This window comes from Variovorax sp. GW458-11-26-14-LB1, from assembly GCF_059423965.1.
Genome location: NZ_JBWKYW010000004.1, coordinates 171929 through 197455, shown reverse-complemented (window position 1 = coordinate 197455; position 25527 = coordinate 171929). Strand labels below are relative to the sequence as shown.

At 64.4% G+C, this 25527-nt stretch carries 13 protein-coding genes and 1 pseudogene; 8 read left to right on the top strand and 6 right to left on the bottom strand.

Annotated elements, in window-relative coordinates; translation table 11 throughout:
- Window positions 1–1841: 1841 nt before the first annotated feature.
- A pseudogene (locus AC07YS_RS04790) lies at window positions 1842–12170 on the bottom strand (ESPR-type extended signal peptide-containing protein); the annotation flags it as partial.
- 185 nt (window positions 12171–12355) lie between these two features.
- Between AC07YS_RS04790 and AC07YS_RS04785 the strand changes: the two are divergent.
- From AC07YS_RS04785 to AC07YS_RS04775, 3 genes are read left to right on the top strand one after another with little or no spacing between them, the layout of a single operon-like run.
- Entirely contained in the window at window positions 12356–12796 is a 441-nt protein-coding gene (locus tag AC07YS_RS04785; protein WP_495268075.1) for a DUF4019 domain-containing protein, read from the top strand.
- Complete coding sequence (locus AC07YS_RS04780; RefSeq protein WP_495268076.1) at window positions 12793–13935, top strand: DUF2827 domain-containing protein; 1143 nt, start codon at window positions 12793–12795, stop codon at window positions 13933–13935. The genes AC07YS_RS04785 and AC07YS_RS04780 overlap by 4 nt, the downstream gene beginning before the upstream one ends.
- Before the next feature lie 29 nt (window positions 13936–13964).
- Complete coding sequence (locus AC07YS_RS04775; protein ID WP_495268077.1) at window positions 13965–14825, top strand: hypothetical protein; 861 nt, start codon at window positions 13965–13967, stop codon at window positions 14823–14825.
- A gap of 87 nt (window positions 14826–14912) precedes the next feature.
- Here AC07YS_RS04775 and AC07YS_RS04770 read toward each other — a convergent pair whose 3' ends face one another.
- The 5 genes from AC07YS_RS04770 to AC07YS_RS04750 all read right to left on the bottom strand — a co-directional run bounded on the left by AC07YS_RS04770 (window position 14913) and on the right by AC07YS_RS04750 (window position 20976).
- Complete coding sequence (locus AC07YS_RS04770; RefSeq protein ID WP_062479720.1) at window positions 14913–17498, bottom strand: bifunctional aconitate hydratase 2/2-methylisocitrate dehydratase; 2586 nt, start codon at window positions 17496–17498, stop codon at window positions 14913–14915.
- A 93-nt stretch (window positions 17499–17591) separates the two neighbouring features.
- A complete protein-coding gene (locus tag AC07YS_RS04765) occupies window positions 17592–18149 on the bottom strand; it encodes a hypothetical protein (RefSeq protein WP_062479718.1) in 558 nt (185 codons plus the stop codon).
- A gap of 23 nt (window positions 18150–18172) precedes the next feature.
- Entirely contained in the window at window positions 18173–19189 is a 1017-nt protein-coding gene (locus AC07YS_RS04760) for an HpcH/HpaI aldolase/citrate lyase family protein (protein ID WP_495268078.1), read from the bottom strand.
- Window positions 19186–19974, bottom strand: a complete 789-nt coding sequence (gene tam / locus AC07YS_RS04755) for a trans-aconitate 2-methyltransferase (RefSeq protein WP_307637445.1) — start codon at window positions 19972–19974, stop codon at window positions 19186–19188. The genes AC07YS_RS04760 and tam overlap by 4 nt, the downstream gene beginning before the upstream one ends.
- A gap of 15 nt (window positions 19975–19989) precedes the next feature.
- Entirely contained in the window at window positions 19990–20976 is a 987-nt protein-coding gene (locus AC07YS_RS04750; RefSeq protein ID WP_042578072.1) for a malate dehydrogenase, read from the bottom strand.
- Window positions 20977–21157: 181 nt separating this feature from the next.
- On the opposite strand from AC07YS_RS04750, the gene AC07YS_RS04745 reads away from it, so the two are divergent.
- The 5 genes from AC07YS_RS04745 (at window position 21158) to AC07YS_RS04725 (ending at window position 25515) form a co-directional block, all read left to right on the top strand.
- Window positions 21158–21916 carry a GntR family transcriptional regulator gene (locus AC07YS_RS04745; protein ID WP_070062271.1) on the top strand — a complete coding sequence of 253 codons (759 nt, stop codon included), beginning with the start codon at window positions 21158–21160 and terminating at the stop codon, window positions 21914–21916.
- A 234-nt stretch (window positions 21917–22150) separates the two neighbouring features.
- The gene (gene sdhC / locus AC07YS_RS04740) at window positions 22151–22597 is read left to right on the top strand and encodes a succinate dehydrogenase, cytochrome b556 subunit (RefSeq protein WP_495268079.1); all 447 of its coding nucleotides are present in this window, start codon (window positions 22151–22153) and stop codon (window positions 22595–22597) included.
- Window positions 22598–22610: 13 nt separating this feature from the next.
- Window positions 22611–22976 carry a succinate dehydrogenase, hydrophobic membrane anchor protein gene (gene sdhD / locus AC07YS_RS04735; protein WP_062479708.1) on the top strand — a complete coding sequence of 122 codons (366 nt, stop codon included), beginning with the start codon at window positions 22611–22613 and terminating at the stop codon, window positions 22974–22976.
- Between the two features lie 6 nt (window positions 22977–22982).
- Window positions 22983–24791, top strand: a complete 1809-nt coding sequence (gene sdhA, locus AC07YS_RS04730; protein ID WP_056572028.1) for a succinate dehydrogenase flavoprotein subunit — start codon at window positions 22983–22985, stop codon at window positions 24789–24791.
- 22 nt (window positions 24792–24813) lie between these two features.
- Window positions 24814–25515: a succinate dehydrogenase iron-sulfur subunit gene (locus tag AC07YS_RS04725; protein WP_062479706.1), complete on the top strand. Its 702-nt coding sequence runs from the start codon at window positions 24814–24816 to the stop codon at window positions 25513–25515.
- Window positions 25516–25527 lie beyond the last annotated feature (12 nt).

Sequence of the window (25527 nt, the reverse complement as noted above, 5' to 3'; positions counted from 1 at the left end):
GTGGACAGGCTCGAGATACCGCTGGTGGCGGTGCTCAGGCCGGTCGACAGGCTGTCGATTCCGCTCGTAGCCGTGCTCAAGCCACTCGACGTCGAGGTCGACAGGCTGCTGACGTTGCTGTTGGTCGTGCTCAAGCCAGTGGACAGGCTGGAGATGCCACTGGTCGCCGTGCTCAGACCGGTCGACAGGCTGTCGATTCCGCTCGTGGCCGTGCTCAGGCCGCTCGACGTCGAGGTCGACAGGCTGCTGACGTTGCTGTTGGTCGTGCTCAAGCCAGTGGACAAGCTGGAGATGCCGCTGGTCGCCGTGCTCAGGCCGGTCGACAGGCTGTCGATTCCGCTCGTGGCGGTGCTCAGGCCGGACGACGTCGAGGTCGAGAGGCTGCTCACGTTGCTGTTGGTCGTGCTCAAGCCAGTAGACAAGCTGGAGATGCCGCTGGTGGCAGTGCTCAGGCCCGTCGACAGGCTGGAAATGCCGCTCGACGTCGAAGTCGACAAGCTACCCACGGTGCTGTTCGTGGTGCTCAGGCCCGTGGACAGGCTGGAGATGCCACTGGTCGCCGTGCTCAGACCAGTCGAGAGGCTGTCGATTCCGCTCGTCGCGGTGCTCAGACCAGACGACGTGGAAGTCGAGAGGCTGCTGACGTTGCTGTTGGTGGTGCTCAGGCCTGTGGACAAGCTGGAGATACCGCTGGTGGCGGTACTCAGCCCCGTCGACAAGCTGTCGATGCCGCTGGTAGCGGTGCTGAGACCGGACGACGTCGACGTCGACAGGCTGCTGACATTGCTGTTCGTCGTGCTCAAGCCGGTGGACAGACTCGAGATGCCACTGGTCGCCGTGCTCAAGCCGGTCGAGAGACTGTCGATGCCGCTCGTCGCTGTGCTCAGACCCGACGATGTCGAAGTCGACAGGCTGCTCACGTTGCTATTGGTGGTGCTCAATCCCGTTGACAGACTCGAGATACCGCTGGTTGCGGTGCTCAGGCCCGTCGACAGGCTGTCGATGCCGCTCGCGGCCGTACTCAGGCCGCTCGACGTGGAGGTCGAGAGGCTGCTGACATTGCTGTTCGTCGTGCTCAGGCCCGTGGACAGGCTGGAGATACCGCTGGTAGCAGTGCTGAGGCCGGACGACGTCGACGTCGAGAGGCTGCTGATGTTGCTGTTCGTGGTGCTCAGGCCGGTCGACAGGCTGGAGATGCCACTGGTCACTGTGCTGAGACCCGTCGACAGGCTCGAGATACCGCTGGTAGCCGTGCTCAAGCCCGACGACGTCGAAGTCGAGAGACTGCTGAGGTTGCTGTTGGTCGTGCTCAGTCCAGTGGACAGGCTGGAGATACCACTGGTCGCCGAGCTCAAGCCGGTCGAGAGGCTGTCGATGCCGCTCGTGGCCGTGCTCAGTCCCGACGACGTCGAAGTCGACAGGCTGCTGACGTTGCTGTTCGTGGTGCTCAGGCCCGTGGACAAGCTGGAGATGCCACTGGTCGCTGTGCTCAAACCGGTCGAGAGGCTGTCGATGCCACTAGTAGCGGTGCTGAGGCCGGACGACGTGGAAGTCGACAGGCTGCTCACGTTGCTGTTCGTCGTGCTCAAGCCGGTGGACAGGCTGGAGATGCCACTGGTGGCAGTGCTCAGGCCGCTCGACGTCGAGGTCGACAGGCTGCTGACGTTGCTGTTCGTCGTGCTCAGGCCGGTGGACAGGCTCGAGATACCGCTGGTCGCCGTGCTCAGGCCAGACGACGTAGACGTCGAGAGGCTTCTGATGTTGCTGTTCGTGGTGCTCAGGCCGGTCGACAGGCTGTCGATGCTGCTCGTCGCAGTGCTCAGGCCAGACGACGTGGAGGTCGACAAGCTGCTCACGTTGCTGTTCGTCGTGCTCAAGCCCGTGGACAGGCTGGAGATGCCACTGGTCGCAGTGCTCAAACCCGACGACGTCGAAGTCGAGAGGCTGCTGACACTGCTGTTGGTCGTGCTCAAGCCGGTCGACAAGCTATCGATGCCGCTGGCAGCAGTGCTCAGGCCACTCGACGTCGAAGTCGACAGGCTGCTGACGTTGCTGTTCGTGGTGCTCAAGCCGGTGGACAGGCTCGAGATACCGCTGGTCGCCGTGCTCAGACCAGACGACGTGGACGTCGAGAGGCTGCTGACGTTGCTGTTCGTGGTGCTCAGGCCGGTCGACAGGCTCGAGATACCACTGGTCGCCGTGCTCAGGCCAGACGACGTCGACGTCGAGAGGCTGCTGACGTTGCTGTTGGTTGTGCTCAACCCGGTCGACAGGCTGTCGATGTTGCTGGTGGCGGTGCTCAAGCCAGACGACGTCGAAGTCGACAGGCTGCTGACGTTGCTATTCGTCGTGCTCAAGCCCGTGGACAGGCTCGAGATGCCACTGGTCGCAGTGCTCAGGCCGCTCGACGTCGAAGTCGACAAGCTGCTCACGTTGCTGTTGGTCGTGCTCAGGCCAGTGGACAGGCTGGAGATGCCGCTGGTGGCAGTGCTCAAACCCGACGACGTCGAGGTCGAGAGGCTGCTGACACTGCTGTTGGTCGTGCTCAACCCGGTCGACAGGCTGTCGATGCTGCTCGTCGCAGTGCTCAAGCCGGACGACGTGGAGGTCGAAAGACTGCTGACATTGCTATTCGTCGTGCTCAGACCCGTCGACAAGCTCGAGATGCCACTGGTCGCCGTGCTCAAGCCACTCGACGTCGAGGTCGAAAGGCTGTCCAGGTTGCTGTTCGTGGTGCTCAGGCTCGTCGACAAACTGGAGATGCCACTGGTCGCCGTGCTCAGGCCAGACGACGTAGACGTCGAAAGGCTGCTGACGTTGCTGTTCGTGGTGCTCAAACCGGTCGACAAGCTATCGATGCGACTCGTAGCCGTGCTCAAACCCGACGACGTCGAGGTCGAGAGGCTGCTGACGTTGCTGTTGGTCGTGCTCAGCCCGGTCGACAGGCTGTCGATGCTGCTCGTCGCAGTGCTCAGGCCAGACGACGTGGAGGTCGACAAGCTGCTCACGTTGCTGTTCGTCGTGCTCAAGCCGGTGGACAGGCTGGAGATACCACTGGTCGCCGTGCTCAGGCCAGACGACATAGACGTCGAGAGGCTGCTGACGTTGCTATTCGTCGTGCTCAAGCCCGTGGACAGGCTCGAGATGCCACTGGTCGCCGTGCTCAGGCCGCTCGACGTCGAAGTCGACAGGCTGCTGACGTTGCTGTTCGTCGTGCTCAGGCCGGTGGACAGACTCGAGATGCCACTCGTGGCCGTGCTCAGGCCGCTCGACGTCGAAGTCGACAAGCTGCTCACGTTGCTGTTCGTCGTGCTCAAGCCGGTCGACAGGCTATCGATGCTGCTCGTCGCAGTGCTCAGGCCGGACGACGTCGAGGTCGACAGGCTGCTGACGTTGCTGTTGGTCGTGCTCAGGCCAGTGGACAGGCTGGAGATGCCGCTGGTTGCCGTGCTCAGGCCGCTCGACGTCGAAGTCGACAGGCTGCTCACGTTGCTGTTCGTGGTACTCAGCCCGGTCGACAGGCTGTCGATACTGCTCGTCGCAGTGCTCAAGCCAGACGACGTGGAGGTCGACAAGCTGCTGACGTTGCTGTTTGTCGTGCTCAAGCCCGTAGACAGGCTGGAGATGCCGCTGGTGGCAGTGCTCAAACCCGACGACGTCGAGGTCGAGAGACTGCTGACGTTGCTGTTCGTCGTGCTCAGCCCGGTCGACAGGCTGTCGATGCTGCTCGTGGCCGTGCTCAGCCCACTCGACGTCGAGGTCGAAAGACTGCTGACATTGCTATTCGTGGTGCTCAGGCCCGTGGACAGGCTCGAGATACCGCTGGTGGCCGTGCTCAAGCCACTCGACGTGGACGTCGACAGGCTGTCCAGGTTGCTGTTCGTGGAGCTGAGGCCAGTGGACAAGCTGGAGATACCGCTGGTCGCAGTACTCAAACCAGACGACGTCGAGGTCGAAAGGCTGCCAATGCTGCTCGTCGCCGTGCTCAAGCCAGACGACGTCGAAGTCGACAGGCTCGAAATACCACTGGTTGCCGTGCTCAAGCCGCTCGAGGTGGATGTCGACAAGCTGTCCAGGTTGCTATTGGTGGTGCTCAGGCCGGTGGACAGGCTGGCGATGCCGCTGGTCGCCGTGCTCAGCCCTGACGACGTGGACGTCGACAGGCTGCTCACATTGCTGTTGGTCGTGCTCAGACCGGTCGACAGGCTGTTGATGCCACTGGTGGCAGTGCTCAAACCAGACGACGTCGAAGTCGAAAGACTGTCGATGCTGCTCGTGGCCGTGCTCAGACCGGACGAGGTCGAGGTCGACAAGCTGCTGACGTTGCTGTTCGTCGTGCTCAGCCCCGTGGACAGGCTGGAGATACCGCTGGTGGCCGTGCTCAGACCCGACGATGTGGACGTGGAGAGGCTGTCGATGCTGCTCGTCGCGGTGCTCAGGCCAGACGACGTCGACGTCGACAGGCTGCTGACGTTGCTGTTCGTCGTGCTCAGGCCGGTAGACAGGCTATCGATGCCACTGGTCGCCGTACTCAAGCCCGACGACGTGGACGTCGACAGGCTGTCGATACGGCTGTTCGTCGTGCTCAAGCCAGACGAAGTCGAGGTCGACAAGCTGCCGACGTTGCTGTTCGTGGTGCTCAGACCCGTGGACAGGCTGGAGATACCGCTGGTGGCCGTGCTCAAGCCGCTCGACGTGGACGTCGACAGGCTGTCCAGGTTGCTGTTGGTGGTGCTCAGGCCGGTGGACAGGCTCGAGAAACCACTGGTCGCCGTGCTCAAGCCCGTCGACAGGCTGTCGATGCTGCTCGTGGCCGTGCTCAGGCCGGACGATGTAGACGTCGACAAGCTGCTAATGCTGCTGTTCGCCGTGCTCAACCCCGACGACGTGGAGGTCGAGAGGCTGCCGACGTTGCTGTTCGTCGTGCTCAACCCAGTGGACAGGCTGGAGATACCGCTGGTGGCAGTGCTCAAACCAGACGACGTGGACGTCGATAGGCTGTCGATGTTGCTCGTCGCCGTGCTCAGGCCGCTCGACGTGGAGGTCGACAGGCTGCTGACGTTGCTGTTGGTCGTGCTCAAGCCAGTGGACAGGCTAGAGATGCCGCTGGTCGCAGTGCTCAGACCCGAGGACGTAGACGTCGAGAGGCTGTCGATGCTGCTCGTCGCAGTGCTCAGGCCGCTCGACGTGGATGTCGAAAGGCTATCGATACGGCTGTTGGTCGTGCTCAGGCCCGACGACGTCGAAGTCGACAGGCTCGAAATTCCACTGGTTGCAGTGCTCAGACCGCTCGACGTGGAGGTCGAAAGGCTGTCCAGGTTGCTGTTCGTGGAGCTGAGGCCGGTAGACAGGCTGGAGATGCCACTGGTCGCGGTGCTCAAACCAGAGGACGTCGAGGTCGACAGGCTGCTCACGTTGCTGTTCGTCGTGCTCAGACCCGTGGACAGGCTGGAGATACCGCTGGTGGCAGTGCTCAAACCAGACGACGTCGAAGTCGAAAGGCTGTCGATGCTGCTCGTGGCCGTGCTCAGACCGGACGAGGTCGAGGTCGACAAGCTGCTGACATTGCTGTTCGTGGTACTCAGGCCGGTAGACAGGCTGGAGATCCCGCTGGTCGCCGTGCTCAAACCCGACGATGTGGACGTGGAGAGGCTGTCGATGCTGCTCGTCGCGGTGCTCAAACCAGACGACGTCGAGGTCGACAGGCTGCTCACGTTGCTGTTCGTCGTGCTCAGGCCCGTGGACAGGCTGGAGATACCGCTGGTTGCGGTGCTCAGCCCCGACGACGTCGAAGTCGAAAGGCTGTCAATGCTGCTCGTGGCTGTGCTCAAGCCCGACGACGTGGACGTCGACAGGCTGCTCACATTGCTGTTGGTCGTGCTCAGACCGGTCGACAGGCTGGAGATCCCACTGGTCGCCGTGCTCAGACCCGACGATGTCGAAGTCGACAGGCTGCCCACGTTGCTGTTCGTCGTGCTCAGGCCCGTCGACAAGCTGGAGATGCCGCTGGTCGCCGTGCTCAAGCCACTCGACGTCGAGGTCGAAAGGCTGTCCAGGTTGCTGTTCGTGGTGCTGAGGCCGCTCGACGTGGACGTCGACAGGCTGTCGATACGGCTGTTGGCTGTGCTCAGACCCGACGATGTCGAAGTCGACAGGCTGCCCACATTGCTGTTCGTGGTGCTCAGGCCTGTAGACAGGCTGGAGATGCCGCTCGTGGCGGTGCTGAGGCCAGACGACGTGGAAGTCGACAGGCTGCTGACGTTGCTGTTGGTCGTGCTCAGCCCAGTCGACAGGCTGTCGATGCCACTCGTGGCTGTGCTCAAGCCGCTCGAAGTGGAGGTCGACAGGCTGCTGACATTGCTGTTTGTCGAGCTCAGGCTCGTAGACAGGCTAGAGATCCCGCTGGCCGCCGTGCTCAGGCCACTCGACGTAGAAGTCGACAGGCTGCTCACGTTGCTGTTGGTCGTGCTCAGGCCCGTCGACAAGCTCGAGATGCCGCTGGTCGCGGTGCTCAGACCGCTCGAAGTCGACGTCGAGAGGCTGTCGATGCTGCTCGTGGCTGTGCTCAGACCCGACGACGTCGACGTCGACAAGCTGCTCACGTTGCTGTTCGTGGTGCTCAAGCCAGTGGACAGGCTCGAGATGCCGCTGGTTGCCGTGCTCAAACCCGACGACGTCGAGGTCGACAGGCTGCTCACGTTGCTGTTGGTCGTGCTCAGGCTCGTGGACAAGCTGGCGATGCCGCTGGTCGCTGTGCTCAGACCACTCGAGGTAGACGTCGACAAGCTATCGATGCTGCTCGTCGCCGTGCTAAGGCCCGACGACGTAGACGTCGAGAGGCTGTCAATACGACTATTGGTGGTGCTCAGACCCGAGGACGTCGAGGTCGACAGACTGCTGACGTTGCTGTTCGTCGTGCTCAGGCCCGTCGACAAGCTGGAGATGCCGCTGGTCGCGGTGCTCAACCCGCTCGACATGGAAGTCGAGAGGCTGTCCAGGTTGCTGTTGGTGCTGCTCAGAGCCGTGGACAGGCTCGAGATACCGCTGGTTGCCGTACTCAAGCCCGAGGACGTGGAGGTCGAAAGGCTATCAATTCGACTGTTGGTCGTGCTCAAACCACTGGACGTCGAGGTCGACAAGCTGCCCACGTTGCTGTTCGTGGTGCTCAAGCCCGTCGACAGGCTGGCGATCCCACTGGTCGCGGTGCTCAAGCCCGACGACGTGGAGGTCGACAGGCTGCTCACGTTGCTGTTCGTCGTGCTCAGGCCGGTGGACAAGCTGGAGATACCACTGGTCGCCGTGCTCAGTCCCGACGACGTAGACGTCGAGAGGCTGTCCAGGTTGCTGTTGGTGCTGCTCAGAGCCGTAGACAGGCTCGAGATGCCGCTGGTCGCCGTGCTCAGACCAGACGACGTCGAGGTCGACAGACTGCTGACGTTGCTGTTGGTCGTGCTCAGGCCCGTCGACAGGCTCGAGATGCCGCTCGTAGCCGTGCTCAGGCCGCTCGACGTAGACGTCGACAAGCTGCTCACATTGCTATTCGTGGTGCTCAGGCCCGTGGACAGGCTGGAGATACCGCTGGTCGCAGTGCTCAGTCCCGACGACGTCGACGTCGAGAGGCTGTCCAGGTTGCTGTTGGTGCTGCTCAGAGCCGTGGACAGGCTCGAGATACCGCTGGTTGCCGTACTCAAGCCCGACGACGTCGAGGTCGACAGGCTGCTGACGTTGCTGTTCGTGGTGCTGAGACCGGTCGAAAGGCTGGAGATGCCGCTGGTCGCGGTGCTCAACCCGCTCGACGTGGAAGTCGAGAGGCTGTCCAGGTTGCTGTTGGTGCTGCTCAGAGCCGTGGACAGGCTCGAGATGCCGCTGGTCGCCGTGCTCAGGCCGGACGACGTCGAGGTCGAGAGGCTGCTGACGTTGCTGTTGGTCGTGCTCAAACCAGTCGACAGGCTGTCGATGCTGCTCGTCGCAGTGCTTAAGCCGGACGACGTGGAGGTCGAAAGACTGCTGACATTGCTGTTCGTCGTGCTCAGACCCGTGGACAGGCTGGAGATGCCGCTGGTGGCAGTGCTCAAACCAGACGACGTCGAGGTCGACAGACTGCTGACGTTGCTGTTCGTCGTGCTCAGGCCCGTGGACAAGCTGGTGATGCCACTGGTCGCCGTGCTCAGACCGCTCGACGTAGACGTCGAGAGGCTGTCGATGCTGCTCGTGGCCGTGCTCAGCCCCGACGACGTCGAGGTCGACAGACTGCTGACGTTGCTGTTCGTGGTGCTGAGACCGGTCGAAAGACTGGAGATGCCGCTGGTCGCGGTGCTCAGGCCGGACGACGTCGAAGTCGACAGGCTGCTGACGTTGCTGTTGGTCGTGCTCAGGCCCGTAGACAGACTAGAGATGCCGCTGGTTGCCGTGCTCAAGCCGCTCGACGTCGAGGTCGACAAGCTGCTGACATTGCTGTTCGTGGTGCTCAGACCTGTGGACAGGCTGGAGATACCACTGGTCGCCGTGCTCAGGCCCGACGACGTAGATGTCGAGAGGCTGTCGATGCGGCTATTGGCCGTGCTCAGACCCGACGACGTCGAGGTCGACAAGCTGCCCACGTTGCTGTTCGTCGTGCTCAAGCCCGTGGACAGGCTCGAGATACCGCTGGTTGCAGTGCTCAGACCGCTCGAAGTAGACGTCGACAGGCTGTCGATGCTGCTCGTGGCAGTGCTCAGGCCGGACGACGTGGACGTCGACAGGCTGCTCACGTTGCTGTTGGTCGTGCTCAGGCCCGTCGACAGACTGTTGATGCCGCTCGCAGCGGTACTCAAACCGGACGACGTGGACGTCGACAAGCTGCTGACGTTGCTGTTCGTGGTGCTCAGGCCCGTGGACAAGCTGGAGATGCCGCTGGTGGCAGTGCTCAGGCCCGACGACGTCGATGTCGACAGGCTGCTCACGTTGCTGTTCGTCGTGCTCAGCCCCGTGGACAGGCTCGAGATTCCACTGGTCGCAGTGCTCAGGCCGCTCGATGTGGACGTCGAGAGGCTGTCGATGCGGCTGTTGGTCGTGCTCAGACCCGACGATGTCGAGGTCGACAAGCTACCCACGTTGCTGTTCGTGGTGCTCAAGCCCGTGGACAGGCTGGAGATGCTGCTTGTGGCCGTACTCAGACCGGACGAGGTCGAAGTCGACAGGCTGCTGACGCTGCTGTTGGTCGTGCTCAGGCCCGTCGACAAGCTGGAGATTCCGCTGGTCGCGGTGCTCAGACCCGACGACGTGGAGGTCGACAAACTGCTGACGTTGCTGTTCGTCGTGCTCAGACCCGTGGACAGGCTCGAGATTCCACTGGTCGCAGTACTCAGGCCGCTCGACGTGGACGTCGAAAGGCTATCGATGCGGCTGTTGGTCATGCTCAGGCCAGTCGACGTGGACGTTGACAGGCTGCCCACATTGCTGTTCGTCGTGCTCAAGCCCGTGGACAGGCTCGAGATTCCGCTGGTCGCCGTGCTTAGACCCGACGACGTCGACGTCGAAAGGCTGCTCACGTTGCTATTCGTAGTGCTCAGGCCTGTGGACAGGCTGGAGATGCCGCTCGTGGCCGTGCTCAGGCCGGACGACGTCGAAGTCGACAGGCTGTTGACATTACTGTTGGTCGTGCTCAGGCCCGTCGACAGACTCGAGATACCACTGGTCGCTGTGCTCAAACCGGACGACGTCGATGTAGACAGGCTGCTGACGTTGCTGTTCGTGGTGCTCAGGCCAGTCGACAGACTCGAGATGCCACTGGTCGCCGTGCTCAGACCACTCGACGTCGAGGTCGAAAGGCTGTCGATGCGGCTGCTGCTGGTGCTCAATCCGGACGACGTGGAGGTCGACAGGCTACTGACGTTGCTGTTCGTGGTACTCAGGCCAGTCGACAGGCTGGAGATTCCGCTGGTCGCCGTGCTCAGCCCGCTCGACGTCGATGTCGACAGGCTGCTGACGTTGCTGTTCGTTGTGCTCAACCCCGTGGAGAGGCTGGAGATGCCACTGGTAGCAGTGCTCAGGCCAGACGACGTGGACGTCGAGAGGCTGTCGATGCGGCTGTTGGTCGTGCTCAGACCCGATGACGTGGAGGTCGACAGGCTGCCGACATTGCTGTTCGTTGTGCTCAGGCCAGTCGACAGACTGGAGATGCCACTGGTCGCCGTGCTCAGACCACTCGACGTCGATGTCGAAAGGCTGTCGATGCGGCTGCTGCTGGTGCTCAATCCGGACGACGTGGAGGTCGACAAGCTGCTGACGTTGCTGTTCGTCGTGCTCAGACCTGTGGACAGGCTCGAGATGCCGCTGGTCGCCGTGCTCAGACCACTCGACGTCGAGGTCGAAAGGCTGTCGATGCGGCTGCTGCTGGTGCTCAGTCCGGACGACGTAGAAGTCGACAGGCTACTGACGTTGCTGTTCGTGGTGCTCAGGCCAGTCGACAGGCTGGAGATGCCACTCGTGGCCGTGCTCAAACCGGACGACGTCGAAGTCGACAGGCTGCTGACGTTGCTGTTGGTCGTGCTCAGGCCGCTTGAAGTCGACGTCGACAGGCTGTCGATGCGGCTGTTGGTCGTGCTGAGGCCAGTCGACGTGGAAGTCGAGAGACTGCCGACATTGCTGTTCGTGGTGCTCAGACCGGTCGACAGGCTTGAGATGCTGCTCGTGGCCGTGCTCAGTCCCGACGACGTCGAAGTCGACAGGCTGTTGATGCGGCTGCTCGCCGTGCTCAGGCCCGACGATGTGGAGGTCGACAGGCTGGCGACGTTGCTGTTCGTGGTGCTCAGGCCCGTCGACAAGCTGGAAATGCCGCTGGTCGCCGTACTCAAACCGCTCGACGTGGAAGTCGACAGGCTGTCCAGTTCGCTGTTCACCGTACTCAAGCCCGTGGACAGGCTCGAGATGCCGCTGGTCGCCGTGCTCAAACCGGTCGATGTGGAGGTCGACAGGCTGTTGACGCGGCTGTTGGTCGTGCTCAGGCCGGACGACGTGGACGTCGACAGGCTGCTCACGTTGCTGTTCGTGGTGCTCAGGCCGGTCGACAGGCTGGAGATGCCGCTCGATGTCGAAGTCGACAGGCTGCTGACATTGCTGTTCGTTGTACTCAGCCCTGACGACGTCGAGGTCGACAGACTGTTGACGCGGCTGTTGGCGGTGCTCAGCCCCGAGGACGTGGAGGTCGACAGCGACCCCACCGTGCTGGCGACCGAGTACAACTGGCTGCCATTGATCGCATCGGTCGAGGTGGAGGTCACCTGGCCCGCCGCCACATTGGTGATCTGGCGCTCAGCGCCCGCCGAACCAACGCTCACGACACTGGTCGGTGTGGCGCCGGCAAACCCGCCCAGCGCAACCCCGTTGACCGTCGCATTGGCAGTCGGAACCGCCGCGGCGGTCACGCTGTTACTACCAAGCGCGACGCTGTTGTCGTTGCCGGCGCTGGCTCCCGTGCCGATCGCCACGGCGTTGGCGCCGGCGCTCTTCGCGCCGCCATCCACCGTCAGGTTGCCGCCGATGGCCACGCTGTTCGTTCCGCTGGCATTTGTCGCCCGGCCGATGGCCACGGCCTGCTCGCCCGACGCGACCGAGCCACCGTTGCCGGTTCCGTCCCCGCCCCCTACCGCGACCGATGAAGTCCCGCTGGCCTTGGCGTCGTTGCCCAGGGCGTAAGCCCCTTTGCCCGAGGCTTTGGCACCAGAGCCGATTGCCGTCGAGCTGTGAGAGCTCGCCTGGGCGTTGTTCCCGATCGCGAGAGAGTAATCAGCAATTGCATACGCACTGTTGTTGCCCGACGTGCCGCTGCCATTGCCATTGCCAATGGCGATGGCATTGGTCACCGAGTTCGGTGCGTACCCGCCGCCGAGCTGATAGGAAGCGTGTCCCCCCGTCGCGACAGCCATGAGCGTCGCCGCTGCGACTGCCGCTCGAACCAGCTTCGATGTGCTCTTCTTTCCCCTCGCCGAAGTGATTTCAGACGCCGCAACCCAGGCCCCCAGGGCTTCATTCCAGATACTTCGGTAAGACTTGTTCATATTCTTCGAGCTCGGTTCACAGAGGGCGGGCGCGGTATCAACGGCGGAGGAAGACGACGACCGCCCGCGGTTCGTCGCCCCAGCCAGGGTCGTAGTTACCCTGACGTTCACAATGGACGCGGTAATGTACGCAGCCGTTTACATTTGCAGCCATTTCGGTCTACCGGAAACCGTGAAATGATGATTTAGTTCACAAACTTTCACGATTGGCGACAAATCCGGGCGCGACGATGTCGCTGTGGAACGTCGATCCGAACGCCCCGCCTAGAATCGCCGCCGCTGTCTGTCACAGCGGTTTTCCTCACAAAAGGTGCCCAATGAAGCCGTTTCTCCCCCGTTTCCTGGCCGCATGCACGCTGGCCCTGGCCAGTTCCTGCGCCCTGGCACAGGACGGCAATTCCGCCGACGAACTCGTCCAGGCGGGCCTCAGCAGCCTCAAGCAGATCGATGAGAACCGGGCGGGAGAGATCTGGGACACCGCATCTGCGTTTGTGAAGACTCGCTTTCCCAAGGCCGAATTCGTTGCCAACACGCAACGCTCGCGCCAGACCGTGGGCGTCGTGGCCCGCCGTGACTGGGCCAGCGTGACCCGCATCCGCTACCTGGACGACAGCACCGGCATCCCTGCAGGCCTGTACGCCAACGTCGACTTCGCCACCCGCCTGACCAACGACAAGACGGTCTTCGAAAAAGTCAGCTTCCGCCTCGAACCCAGCGGCTGGCGGCTGACCGGCTACGTCCCCCGCGAAAACCAATGACCACCGCCTCGGGTGCCGGCCTGCGCATCGGCATCACGATCGGCCTCCACCACGAGGCCGAGACCCTCTGGAACAACGGCATCAAGCAGAACGCCGTGTTCCTGGCAGAGGCGCTGAAGCACTGCCCCAGCGTCGCCTCGGTGGTGCTGGTCAACACGACCGCCACGCCCATCACCCCCGCCCTGCCCTGGGACCAGGCCCGCTGGCCGACCGTGACCTTCGAGGCGGCCAAGGACAGCGTGGACGTGCTGATCGAACTGGGCGGCCAGATCGACGCCGACCAGACCGACCACCTCAAGCGCCGCGGCGCACGGCTGGTGTCGTACTGCTGCGGCTTCGAGTACGTGCACGCGATGGAGTCGATGCTGTTCGGCAAGCCGCTGTGGGGCCGCAACCTGTTCATCAACCAGCGCTACGACGACATCTGGATGGTTCCGCAGGTGGCCCACATCAGCCAGCCGTACTTCGAGGTGCTGCGCCGCGCCGAGGCGCGCGCCGTGCCCTTCGTCTGGAGCCCTGTGTTCCTGCAAGAGCGCGCCCGCGCCCTGCCCGACGGCGGTGCGTACCAGCCGCGCAGCGGCCCGCGGCGGCTCAGCGTGATGGAGCCGAACATCAACGTGGTGAAGTTCTGCGTCTACCCGATCCTTATCGCCGAGCTGGCCTACCGCGCCCGCCCCGACGCGATCGCGCTGCTGCAGGTCACGAACGTGGAGCGCATGGCCAAGGACAGCATGGAGTTCATCACGCTGATGAACCAGCTCGACCTGGTGCGCCAGCACAAGGCGGTCTTCCTGGGTCGGCACGAGACCCCGGTGTTCCTGGCGCAGAACACCGACATCGTGGTCTCCCACCAGTGGGAGAACCCGCTCAACTACTTCTACCTCGAGACCTGCTGGCAGGGCTATCCGCTGGTGCACAACGCCCACCTGTGCGCGGACCTGGGCTACTACTACGCAGAAAACGACGTGGCCGCGGGCAGCGCCCGCGTGCTCGAGGCCATCGACGGGCACGACGCCCAGGCCCAGGCCTACCGCGACCGGCAACGCGCGTTGATCGGGCGCTACCTGCCCGGCGACGCGGTGGCCACGCAGACCTACGACACCCTGCTGCAGGGCCTGATGCAGCGCCCTGCCCGCTAGCCAGACCCTCACCCCACGGAGCCCCTCGCATGCTCGACCCGCCCGAACTCCGGCACTTCTATCCCGTGATCGTGACGCCGAGCCACGACGGCAAGTTCTTCCAGAACTACGTGGCGTCGCTGCTGAACTTCACCGTGAGCGCCGAGCGTGCCGGCATGAAGGTGCAGGTGCTGATGCACCAGGGCGAAAGCCTGGTCACACGCGCGCGCAACAACTGCGTGGCCCAGTTCCTGGCCAACACCGAGTGGACCCACCTGTTCTGGATCGACGCAGACATCGGCTTCTCGGCCGAGGCGGCGTTCCGACTGCTGCTGTCGGGCTACGACATCGCCGCCGGCGTCTACCCCCTCAAGCGCGAAGACTGGCCGGCCGGCGGCGTGGCGGCCGGCACCACGCAGCAGCAGTTCGAGGCCGCGTTCACCCGCTACACGGTCAATGCCAAGGCCGAAGAAGGCGCGACGCAGATCGAGCTCGAAGTGCAGCCCGACGGCTTCATGAAGATGACCGAGGCGCCCACGGGCTTCATGGCAATCCGGCGCGGCGTGTTCGAGCGGCTCATGACCGCCTACCCCGAGCTGCAGTACGTGCCCGACAGCATCGGCGAAGCCGACCGCGGACTGCACTACCGCTTCTTCGACGTGATGGTCGACCCGGTCACGCGGCGCTACCTGTCGGAAGACTACGGCTTCTGCCGGCTGTGGTCGGGGCTGGGCGAGTCGATCTACATCGACGCCAATTCGAACCTGACCCACCAGGGTGCCAAGCTGTACCGCGGCGATTTCGCGCACTCGTTGCAGGCCTCGCTGCCCTATGCGGTGGGCGGCCCCGCCGGGATGGCGATGGTGCTGAAGGGGCAGGAGCACCTGAAGCCGAATCCGCCGCCGGGCTGACACCGACAGCGACCGCCCATGAAAAAGCCCCGCCGAAGCGGGGCTTTTTCATGAGGCCGGCGAATCGCTCGCCGGCTGCAACGACCCTCAGGCCGTGACCGTGTCCGCCACGCCCTTGTAGTCTTCGATCTTGTCGAAGTTCAGGTACTGGTAGATCTGCGCGCTGGACGCGTCGATCACGCCCGTGGCGGCCATGTACTCCTCGCGGGTCGGGATGCGGCCCAGGCGCGAGCAGATGGCGGCCAGTTCGGCCGAGCCCAGGTACACGTTGGTGTTCTTGCCCAGGCGGTTCGGGAAGTTGCGGGTGCTGGTCGACATCACCGTCGCGCCTTCGCGCACTTGTGCCTGGTTGCCCATGCACAGCGAGCAGCCCGGCATTTCGGTGCGGGCGCCGGCGTTGCCGAACACGCCGTAGTGGCCTTCTTCGGTAAGTTGCTGCGCGTCCATCTTGGTCGGCGGCGCAATCCACAGCTTGACCGGGATGTCGCGCTTGCCTTCGAGCAGCTTCGATGCGGCGCGGAAGTGGCCGATGTTGGTCATGCACGAGCCGATGAACACTTCGTCGATGGTGGCACCGGCCACGTCGCTCAGCGTCTTCACGTCGTCCGGGTCGTTCGGGCAGGCCACGATGGGTTCGTGGATCTCGGCCAGGTCGATCTCGATCACGGCGGCGTACTCGGCGTCGGCATCGCCCTTGAGCAGCTGCGGGTCCTTGAGCCAGGCTTCCTGCGCGGCGATGCGGCGTGCCAGCGTGCGGGCGTCGGCGTAGCCTTCGGCAATCATCCACTTCATCAGCGTGATGTTGCTGTTGATGTACTCCTGGATCGGTTCCTTGTTCAGGTGCACCGTGCAGCCGGCGGCCGAGCGTTCGGCCGAGGCGTCGCTCAGCTCGAAAGCTTGTTCGACCTTCAGGTCGGGCAGGCCTTCGATCTCGAGGATGCGGCCCGAGAAGATGTTCTTCTTGCCTTGCTTGGCCACGGTCAGCAGGCCCGACTTGATGGCGTACAGCGGAATGGCGTTGACCAGGTCGCGCAGCGTGACGCCGGGCTGCATCTTGCCCTTGAAGCGCACGAGCACCGACTCGGGCATGTCCAGCGGCATCACGCCGGTGGCGGCCGCAAAGGCCACGAGGCCGGAGCCTGCGGGGAAGCTGATGCCGATGGGGAAGCGGGTGTGGCTGTCGCCGCCCGTGCCCACGGTGTCGGGCGTCAGCAGGCGGTTGAGCCAGCTGTGGATCACGCCGTCGCCCGGACGCAGCGACACGCCGCCGCGGTTGGCCATGAACTCGGGCAGTTCGTGGTGCATCTTGACGTCGACCTTCTTGGGGTACGCCGCCGTGTGGCAGAACGACTGCATGACGAGGTCGGCCGAGAAGCCCAGGCAGGCCAAGTCCTTCAGTTCGTCGCGGGTCATCGGGCCGGTGGTGTCCTGCGAGCCGACCGAGGTCATCTTGGGTTCGCAGTACGTGCCCGGACGCACGCCCTGGCCTTCGGGCAGGCCGCAGGCGCGACCGACCATCTTCTGTGCCAGCGAGAAGCCCTTCTTGGTGTCGACCGGGCTTTGCGGCAGGCGGAACAGCGTGGAGACGGGCAGGCCCAGCGCCTCGCGCGCCTTGGCGGTCAGGCCGCGGCCGATGATCAGCGGAATGCGGCCGCCGGCGCGCACTTCGTCGAACAGCACGTCGCTCTTGACCTGGAATTCGGCGATGACCTGGCCGTCCTTCAGGGCCTTGCCTTCGTAGGGACGCAGCTCGACCACGTCGCCCATGTTCATCTGCGTCACGTCGAGCTCGATGGGCAGAGCGCCCGAGTCTTCCATCGTGTTGTAGAAGATCGGCGCGATCTTGCCGCCGAGGCAGACGCCGCCGAAACGCTTGTTCGGCACGAAGGGAATGTCTTCGCCGGTGAACCACAGCACCGAGTTGGTGGCGCTCTTGCGCGACGAACCCGTGCCGACCACGTCGCCGGCGTAGGCCACGAGGTGGCCGCGCGCGCGCAGGTCTTCGATGAATTTCACCGGGCCGCGCTTGCCGTCTTCTTCAGGAACGATGCCGGGGCGGGCGTTCTTGTGCATCGCCAGGGCGTGCATCGGAATGTCGGGACGCGTGGTGGCGTCGGGTGCGGGCGACAGGTCGTCGGTGTTGATTTCACCGGCCACCTTGAAGATGCTGACGGTGATGCTCTGCGGCACTTCCGGGCGGCTGGTGAACCACTCGGCATCGGCCCAGCTTTGCAGCACGCCCTTGGCGTGGGCGTTGCCCTTGTCGGCCTTTTCCTTGACGTCGTGGAACTGGTCGAACATCAGCAGGGTCTTCTTCAGGCCTTCGGCTGCCACGGCGCCGACTTCGGCGTCGTCCAGCAGGTCGATCATGGGGCTGATGTTGTAGCCGCCGAGCATGGTGCCGAGCAGTTCAGTGGCGCGGGCGCGCGTGATGAACGCGTTCTTCTCGGTGCCGTGGGCCACGGCCGCGAGGTAGCTCGCCTTGACCTTGGCGGCGTCGTCGACGCCGGCGGGCACACGGTAGGTGAGCAGGTCCAGCAGGAAGGCGCCGTCCTTGGCGTTCGCGCTCTTCAGGAGCTCGATCGCTTCGGCGGTCTGCTTCGCGCTCAGGGGCAGCGGCGGGATACCGAGCGCGGCGCGTTCGGCAACATGATCAACGTAGGCTTGCAACATCTTCTTTTCTCCGGAAACTAGGCTATCGGGCGTGCGCTGCGGTCTCTAGCGGCCAAGCAAGAGCCGCGCCGCACCCCGGGTTCGGTGCTCTTCTTACTTCTTGGCTGCGTCGGCACCTTCGAAAAGGGCCTTCGGCGGGTTCTTCTTCATCTCGTCGGCAAAGGCGACCTGAGCGGCGGTCTGGCATTCGTCGGCAATGCGCAGGCCGGCCTTCTGGTTCATCAGCATCGACTTGTTGCCCAGCTGGAGCCACATGGCGCCGGCACGCGGGTCTTCGAGGCGGATGGCGCCGGTGCGGCTTTCGACCGGGTGCATGCGGTACTTCAGGCCCTTGGTGGTCACGGTGAAGAAGCCGGGCTTCTTCTCGTCGGGCGTGACGGTCACGTCGGCGCCGAGTTCGCACTGGGCCTTGCCGATGGACACGCGCTGTGCCACGGCCAGGTCGGACTCGGACAGCACGATGTTGGTGTCGTCGGCGATCGGCGTGACCTCCTCGACGGCCTTGGCCGCCTTGCGGGTCACCTGGCGCTTCGGCGGGGTCTTCTTGGCTTCGGCCTTGGCCGCGGCCGGCTTGGTGGCGGTGGCGTTCTGGGCCACGGCGGCGAAAGGCAGGGCTAGCGCAACGGCGGCGATCAGTGCAATTTTCTTCATGAGCGGGGTTCCTTCAGGCTGATTCAGTGGGTTTCAGGAGACCGCGATGCAAACCAGGCTTTCGCCTCGGAGGGCAACGCGCGCCCTGTTGCGTGGGCGCGCGTCAGGACCTGCCAGAAGTGGCGGTAGCTCGCGCGGTCGTGCAATGTGCCATCAATTTGTGTCGGTGCCCAATCCGCGTCTGCGGCTTTTGTAATGATTTTTGTGGCAATTTGAATCTGTGCCTCGTCGGGCGCGAAGGCCTCGAGGATCGGCCGGATCTGGTTCGGGTGGATGCTCCACATGCGCGTGTAGCCGAATTCGGTGGCCGCCTTGCGGGCCGCGGTGCGCATCGCATCGGTGTCGTTGAACTCGGTGACCACGCAGTGCGAAGGCACCTTGCCGTAGGCATGTGCCGCCGAGGCCAGTGCCAGCTTGGCGCGCACGACCAGCGGGTGGCTGAACTGCCCCGCCGCGCCCATGCCGTCGGCGGGAATGGCGCCGGCATGCGCCGACACGAAATCCATGAGGCCGAAGCTCAGCGACTGCACGCGCGGGTGCGCGGCAATTTCGAAGGCGTTGTGCACCGCCAGGGGCGATTCGATGAGCACGTGCAGCGGCAGCGCGGCGGCATCGGCCGCGTCGAGCGCGGCAACAGCCTGACACACATCGGCCACGGATTCGACCTTGGGCACCATGAGGTGGCTCAGCCGCTGGCCGGCGCGTCCGGCGATGGTGACCACGTCGCCGGCGAAGGCCGGGTGGTCGACCGGGTGCACGCGCACGCCGACGCGCATGCCGGGCTGGGCGGCCAGCGCGAGCTCGGTGACGAGCGCGGCATGCTCCGCCTCGCCGCCGACCGGGGCGCCGTCTTCGCAGTCGAGGGTGACGTCGAACACGCAGGCGCCGAACTCCTGCGCCATCTCGGCCTGGAGCGCGAGGCTCTTCTTCATGCGGGCTTCGACGCCGCTGTAGTGGTCGCACACCGGCAGGGTCACGGCGCCGGCCTGTGCGCCGAGCAGCACGTCCGCGGGATGGGCAGCGGCGGTCTTCGTTGTCATGCGTCTTTTTTCTTGTGCGCCACGATGAACATGCGCGGGAAGGCGAGCAGGCGCTTGCCGTCGGTGCGCACCGGGTAGGCCTCGTCCACCCGGCGTTCGTATTCGGCGAGGTAGCTCGCCTGCAGGTCGGGCGGCAGGCGGTCGACGAAGGGCTTCAGGCCCGTGCCGCGCACCCATTCGACGATGGCCGCGGCGTTGGCCATCGGGTGCTGGTAGATGGTGTGCCAGACATCGACATGGGCCGCACGCGCGGCCAGCAGGTCGTAGTAGCCGCCGAGCGGCAGCAGCAAGGTGCGCAGCTTGTCGGCGTCGCCGATGGGCTCGGCCCAGGGCGCTTCGGCCGCCACCGCGCGCATCAGGCGGTGCGTGGGCTCCTGGCGGTTGTCGGGCATCTGGACGGCGAGCACGCCGCCCGGGGCCAGCGCGTCGAACAGGCGGGGGATCAGCGTTTCGTGATCCGGCACCCATTGCAGGGACGCGTTGGCATAAATGAGATCGGGCGCTTCTGTTTCACGCGGCGCCCAGGTCGCGATGTCGCTCAACTCGAAGCGCGCCGCCGGCAGGCGCTCGCGCGCGCTGACCAGCATGGCTTCGGAGTTGTCAGTGCCCGTGACCTGCGCCTTCGGGAACCGATGTGCCAGCAGCTCGGTGGAATTGCCCGGTCCGCACCCGAGGTCGACCACGCGGGCGGCCTCGGCAAGCGGGACCCGCGCCAGGAGTTCCTGTGCGGGCCGGGTGCGCTCGTCCTCGTAGCGACGGTAGAGCGCGGGGTTCCAGTCGAGCATGCGGGCGGGCTTGCTTTACAGCAGGTGGGCAACGCCGGCGCGTTCGCCTTCGAGCTCTTCGAGCGTCTTGTTGATGCGTTCCTGGCTGAAGGCGTCGATCTCGAGGCCTTCGACCAGCTTGTACTCACCGTTTTCGCAGGTGACCGGGAAGCCGAACATCACGTCCTTCGGAATGCCGTACTGGCCGTCCGACGGGATGCCCATCGTGACCCACTTGCCGTTGGTGCCCAGGGCCCAGTCGCGCATGTGGTCGATGGCGGCGTTGGCGGCCGAGGCAGCCGACGACAGGCCGCGGGCTTCGATGATGGCCGCGCCGCGCTTGCCGACGGTCGGCAGGAAGGTGTTGGCGTTCCATTCCTGGTCGTTGATCATCTTGGCGACGCTTTCGCCGTTGATGGTCGCAAAGCGGTAATCGGCGTACATCGTGGGCGAGTGGTTGCCCCAGACGGTGAGCTTCTCGATGTCGGCCACGGCCTTGCCGGTCTTGGCGGCGATCTGGCTGGCGGCGCGGTTGTGGTCCAGGCGCAGCATGGCGGTGAAGTTCTTGCGCGGCAGGTCCGGTGCCGACTTCATGGCGATGTAGGCGTTGGTGTTGGCGGGGTTGCCGACGACCAGCACCTTCACGTTGCGCGAAGCGACAGCGTTCAGTGCCTTGCCCTGTGCCGTGAAGATGGCGCCGTTGACGGCCAGCAGCTCGGCACGCTCCATGCCGGGGCCGCGGGGGCGCGAACCGACCAGCAGGGCGTAGTCGGCGTCCTTGAAGGCGGTCATCGGGTCGCCGTGGGCTTCCATGCCGGCCAGCAGCGGGAAGGCGCAGTCGTCGAGTTCCATCATCACGCCCTTGAGCGCCTTCTGGGCCTTCTCGTCGGGGATTTCGAGCAGTTGCAGGATGACCGGCTGGTCTTTGCCGAGCATTTCGCCGGAAGCGATACGGAACAACAGGGCGTAACCGATTTGACCGGCGGCACCGGTAACGGCAACGCGGACAGGCTTTTTGCTCATGGGAAGACTCCAGAAGGTGGTGAAACGGGTTAGCGCTCTCGTGGGGCGCCGCGGTCCAGCGGGGGGAAGCTTTCCCGCGGCGCGGGACCGGGCCGCATTTTAAGCCGATTCGACAAAGGCCGTCTTATGTCTTATATAAGATATCCTCTGGGGGTCCGCCACGGCGCACCCCACCGCTGCCATGAACACGCCCTCCACCCTCGACGAGCCCACGACGCCGTCCTTCAGTCCGCTCTACCAGCAGATCAAGACCCTGATCCTGCAGAGCCTGCAGGCCGGCGAGTGGAAGCCGGGCGAGCCCATCCCCAGCGAGATGGACCTGGCCGTGCGGTACCGCGTGAGCCAGGGCACGGTGCGCAAGGCGATCGACGAGCTGGCGGCCGAAAACCTGGTGGTGCGCCGCCAGGGCAAGGGCACCTTCGTGGCCACGCATGCCGAGCAGCATGTGCAGTACCGTTTTCTCAAGCTCGTGCCCGACGCCGGCAGCCCGAGCGCCGAAGGTCCGGCCGAGCGCACCATCGTCGACTGCAAGCGCCTGCGCGCCTCGGCCGACGTGGCGCGTGCGCTGAGCCTGCGCACCGGCGACGCCGTGCTGCAGGTGCGCCGCGTGCTCGCCTATGGCGGCGTGCCGACCATCCTCGAAGACCTCTGGCTGCCCGGCGCGCCCTTCAAGGGCCTCACGGCGGACCGGCTGCGCGCCTGGCCGGGCCCGATGTACGCGATGTTCGAAACCGAGTTCGGCGTGCGCATGGTGCGCGCCGAAGAAAAGATCCGCGCCGTGCTGCCCGATGCCGAACAGGCGCAACTGCTCGACGTGCCGCTGCAGATGCCGCTGCTCAGCGTGGAGCGCGTGGCGCACACGTACCACGACATGCCGATGGAACTGCGCCGCGGCCTGTACCGCACCGACACCCACCACTACCGCAACCAGCTGGGCTGATCCGATGGCGCCGAAGAACCTCGCCCGCGCGGGCACAAACGCGCACACTCAGCCCGCGCAACGCAACCCCGAGCCCCGAGCATCCGACTGCCGCAGTGCGTTGACTCCTGCGCGTCCGATGCGCGATGGTGCATTGCAATAGAATTTTGCGTTGTTTGCATTCCGCAGAAGAAACAAAAGCGTTCGCTCTCAGAACAAGCCAACAAGTCACAAAGCCACGAAAGCCATCTCCCTATGACAGAGCTTGCAACTACCCCCCGGCCGCCGCGTCGCGAATTCCGGAACATCAACGCCTTCACCGATCTCACGACCTACCGGCTGCCGCCGGCTGGCATCGTGTCGATCCTGCACCGCGTGAGCGGTGTGCTGATGTTCCTGCTGATGCCCTTCATCATCTGGATGTTCGACACCTCGCTGTCATCTGACTATTCGTTCGCGAAATTCAAGTCTGCTTTCAACATCGGCGTCGGCTTCGCTCCGGGATGGTTCTTCAAGCTCGTCGCACTGGCGCTCATCTGGGCCTACCTGCACCACTTCATCGCCGGCCTGCGTCACCTCTGGATGGACGTGAGCCACTCCGCCGTGACGAAGGAATTCGGTCACAGCTCGGCCATCTTCACGCTGGCTGCGAGCATCATCCTCACGCTGGTGCTTGGCGCCAAGCTGTTCGGCCTGTACTGAGAAGGAGCCAACCATGTCTGTGAATTACGGCTCCAAGCGCATCGTCGTCGGCGCGCACTACGGTCTGCGCGACTGGCTCAGCCAGCGCATCACCGGCGCCCTGATGGCGCTGTTCACGATCATCCTGCTCGCGCAGCTGATCTTCTCGCGCGGCCCCATCGGTTACGACCTGTGGGCCGGCATCTTCGCCGCACAGTGGATGAAGGTCCTGACCTTCTCCGTGATCGTTGCCCTGCTCTATCACGTGTGGGTCGGCATGCGCGACGTGTGGATGGACTACGTCCAGCCTGTCGCCATCCGTCTCGTGCTGCAAGTTTTCACCATCGTCTGGCTTGTCGGTTGTGCGGGTTGGGCCATTCAAGTGCTTTGGAAGATCTGACCCACCATGACCTACACAAAAGAAAACATCACCAAGCGCAAGTTCGACGTCGTCATCGTCGGTGCCGGCGGCTCCGGCATGCGCGCCTCGCTGCAACTCGCCCGTGCCGGCCTCAACGTGGCCGTGCTCTCCAAGGTGTTCCCGACCCGTTCGCACACCGTCGCTGCCCAGGGCGGCGTGGGCGCTTCGCTCGGCAACATGAGCGAGGACAACTGGCACTACCACTTCTACGACACGATCAAGGGTTCCGACTGGCTCGGCGACCAGGACGCGATCGAGTTCATGTGCCGTGAAGCACCGAAGGTCGTGTACGAGCTCGAGCACTTCGGCATGCCCTTCGACCGCAACCCCGACGGCACCATCTACCAGCGTCCGTTCGGCGGCCACACCGCCAACTACGGCGAGAAGGCCGTGCAACGCGCCTGCGCCGCGGCCGACCGCACCGGCCACGCGATGCTGCACACGCTCTACCAGAAGAACGTGGAAGCCCGCACCCAGTTCTTCGTCGAATGGATGGCGCTCGACCTCATCCGCGACGATGAAGGCGACGTGGTCGGTGTCACGGCCCTCGAAATGGAAACCGGCGACCTGCACATCCTGCAGGCCAAGACCGTGCTGCTGGCCACCGGCGGCGCAGGCCGCATCTTCGGTGCGTCCACCAACGCGTTCATCAACACCGGCGACGGCCTGGGCATGGCCGCACGTTCGGGCATCCCGCTGCAGGACATGGAGTTCTGGCAGTTCCACCCCACCGGCGTGGCCGGCGCGGGCGTGCTGCTGACCGAAGGCTGCCGCGGCGAAGGCGCGATCCTGCTGAACAGCAACGGCGAACGCTTCATGGAGCGCTACGCGCCCACCCTGAAGGACCTGGCACCGCGCGACTTCGTGTCGCGCTCGATGGACCAGGAAATCAAGGAAGGCCGTGGCTGTGGTCCCAACAAGGACTACATCCACATGAAGCTGGACCACCTGGGTGCCGACACCATCCACAAGCGGCTGCCGTCGGTCTACGAGATCGGCATCAACTTCGCCAACGTCGACGTCACCAAGGAACCGATTCCCGTGGTGCCCACCATCCACTACCAGATGGGCGGCATCCCGACGAACATCAACGGCCAGGTCGTCATCCAGAAGGGTGAAGACAACAGCGCCGTGGTGAACGGCCTGTACGCCGTGGGCGAATGCTCCTGCGTGAGCGTGCACGGCGCCAACCGCCTGGGCACCAACTCGCTGCTCGACCTGCTGGTGTTCGGCCGCGCGGCCGGCAACCACATCGTCGAGTTCAACGACAAGCTCAAGGAACACAAGGAACTGCCCAAGGATGCGGCCGACCGCACCCTGCAGCGCCTGAACGAACTCGAAGCCTCCACCGGCGGCGAGTACGCCCAGGACGTGGCCGGCGAGATCCGCGCCGTCATGCAGCAGCATGCCGCCGTGTTCCGCAAGCAGGCCTCGATGGACGAAGGCGTGGTCAAGATCGCCGCCGTGCGCGAACGCGTCAAGTCGATCGGCCTGAAGGACAAGTCCAAGGTGTTCAACACCGCCCGCATCGAAGCGCTGGAAGTCGACAACCTGATCGAAGTGGCGCAGGCCACCATGGTCTCGGCCGCCGCCCGCAAGGAATGCCGCGGCGCCCACACGGTGGAAGACTACGAGCGTCCCGCGGACGACCCGGTCGCACCGCTGGGCCGCGACGACGCCAACTGGATGAAGCACACGCTCTGGTACAGCGCGGACAACCGCCTCTCGTACAAGCCCGTCAAGCTGCAGCCGCTGACGGTGGCATCCGTGCCGCCCAAGGTCCGCACGTTCTAAGAATATTTACAAGGTCCATACGATGAAGCGCACATTCCAGATCTACCGCTACGACCCGGACAAGGATGCCAAGCCCTACATGCAGACGGTCGAGGTCGAACTCGACGGTCACGAACGCATGCTGCTGGACGCCCTGATGAAGCTCAAGGCGCAGGATCCCACACTGTCGTTCCGCCGCTCGTGCCGCGAAGGCGTCTGCGGCTCCGACGCGATGAACATCAACGGCAAGAACGGTCTGGCCTGCCTGACCAACATGAACACGCTCAAGGGCACCGTCGTGCTCAAGCCGCTGCCGGGCCTGCCCGTCATCCGCGACCTGATCGTCGACATGACCCAGTTCTTCAAGCAGTACAACTCGATCAAGCCGTACCTGCAGAACGACACCGTGCCGCCCGAGAAGGAGCGCCTGCAGTCGCCCGAAGAGCGCGAAGAGCTCGACGGCCTGTACGAGTGCATTTTGTGCGCGAGCTGCTCCACGAGCTGCCCGAGCTTCTGGTGGAACCCCGACAAGTTCGTCGGCCCGGCCGGCCTGCTGCAGGCCTACCGCTTCATCGCCGACAGCCGCGACGAAGCCACCGCCGAGCGCCTGGACAACCTGGAAGACCCGTACCGCCTGTTCCGCTGCCACACGATCATGAACTGCGTGGACGTGTGCCCGAAGAGCCTGAACCCGACCAAGGCCATCGGCAAGATCAAGGAACTGATGGTGCGTCGCGCCATCTGACGGTTTTTCCGA

Excerpts from the sequence above, each read along its gene's own strand:
- AC07YS_RS04785 (WP_495268075.1), top strand. The coding sequence starts at position 12,356 with ATGAAGCCGTTTCTCCCCCGTTTCCTGGCCGCATGCACGCTGGCCCTG.
- AC07YS_RS04780 (WP_495268076.1), top strand. The coding sequence starts at position 12,793 with ATGACCACCGCCTCGGGTGCCGGCCTGCGCATCGGCATCACGATCGGC.
- AC07YS_RS04775 (WP_495268077.1), top strand. The coding sequence starts at position 13,965 with ATGCTCGACCCGCCCGAACTCCGGCACTTCTATCCCGTGATCGTGACG.
- AC07YS_RS04770 (WP_062479720.1), bottom strand. The coding sequence starts at position 17,498 with ATGTTGCAAGCCTACGTTGATCATGTTGCCGAACGCGCCGCGCTCGGT.
- AC07YS_RS04765 (WP_062479718.1), bottom strand. The coding sequence starts at position 18,149 with ATGAAGAAAATTGCACTGATCGCCGCCGTTGCGCTAGCCCTGCCTTTC.
- AC07YS_RS04760 (WP_495268078.1), bottom strand. The coding sequence starts at position 19,189 with ATGACAACGAAGACCGCCGCTGCCCATCCCGCGGACGTGCTGCTCGGC.
- tam (WP_307637445.1), bottom strand. The coding sequence starts at position 19,974 with ATGCTCGACTGGAACCCCGCGCTCTACCGTCGCTACGAGGACGAGCGC.
- AC07YS_RS04750 (WP_042578072.1), bottom strand. The coding sequence starts at position 20,976 with ATGAGCAAAAAGCCTGTCCGCGTTGCCGTTACCGGTGCCGCCGGTCAA.
- AC07YS_RS04745 (WP_070062271.1), top strand. The coding sequence starts at position 21,158 with ATGAACACGCCCTCCACCCTCGACGAGCCCACGACGCCGTCCTTCAGT.
- sdhC (WP_495268079.1), top strand. The coding sequence starts at position 22,151 with ATGACAGAGCTTGCAACTACCCCCCGGCCGCCGCGTCGCGAATTCCGG.
- sdhD (WP_062479708.1), top strand. The coding sequence starts at position 22,611 with ATGTCTGTGAATTACGGCTCCAAGCGCATCGTCGTCGGCGCGCACTAC.
- sdhA (WP_056572028.1), top strand. The coding sequence starts at position 22,983 with ATGACCTACACAAAAGAAAACATCACCAAGCGCAAGTTCGACGTCGTC.
- AC07YS_RS04725 (WP_062479706.1), top strand. The coding sequence starts at position 24,814 with ATGAAGCGCACATTCCAGATCTACCGCTACGACCCGGACAAGGATGCC.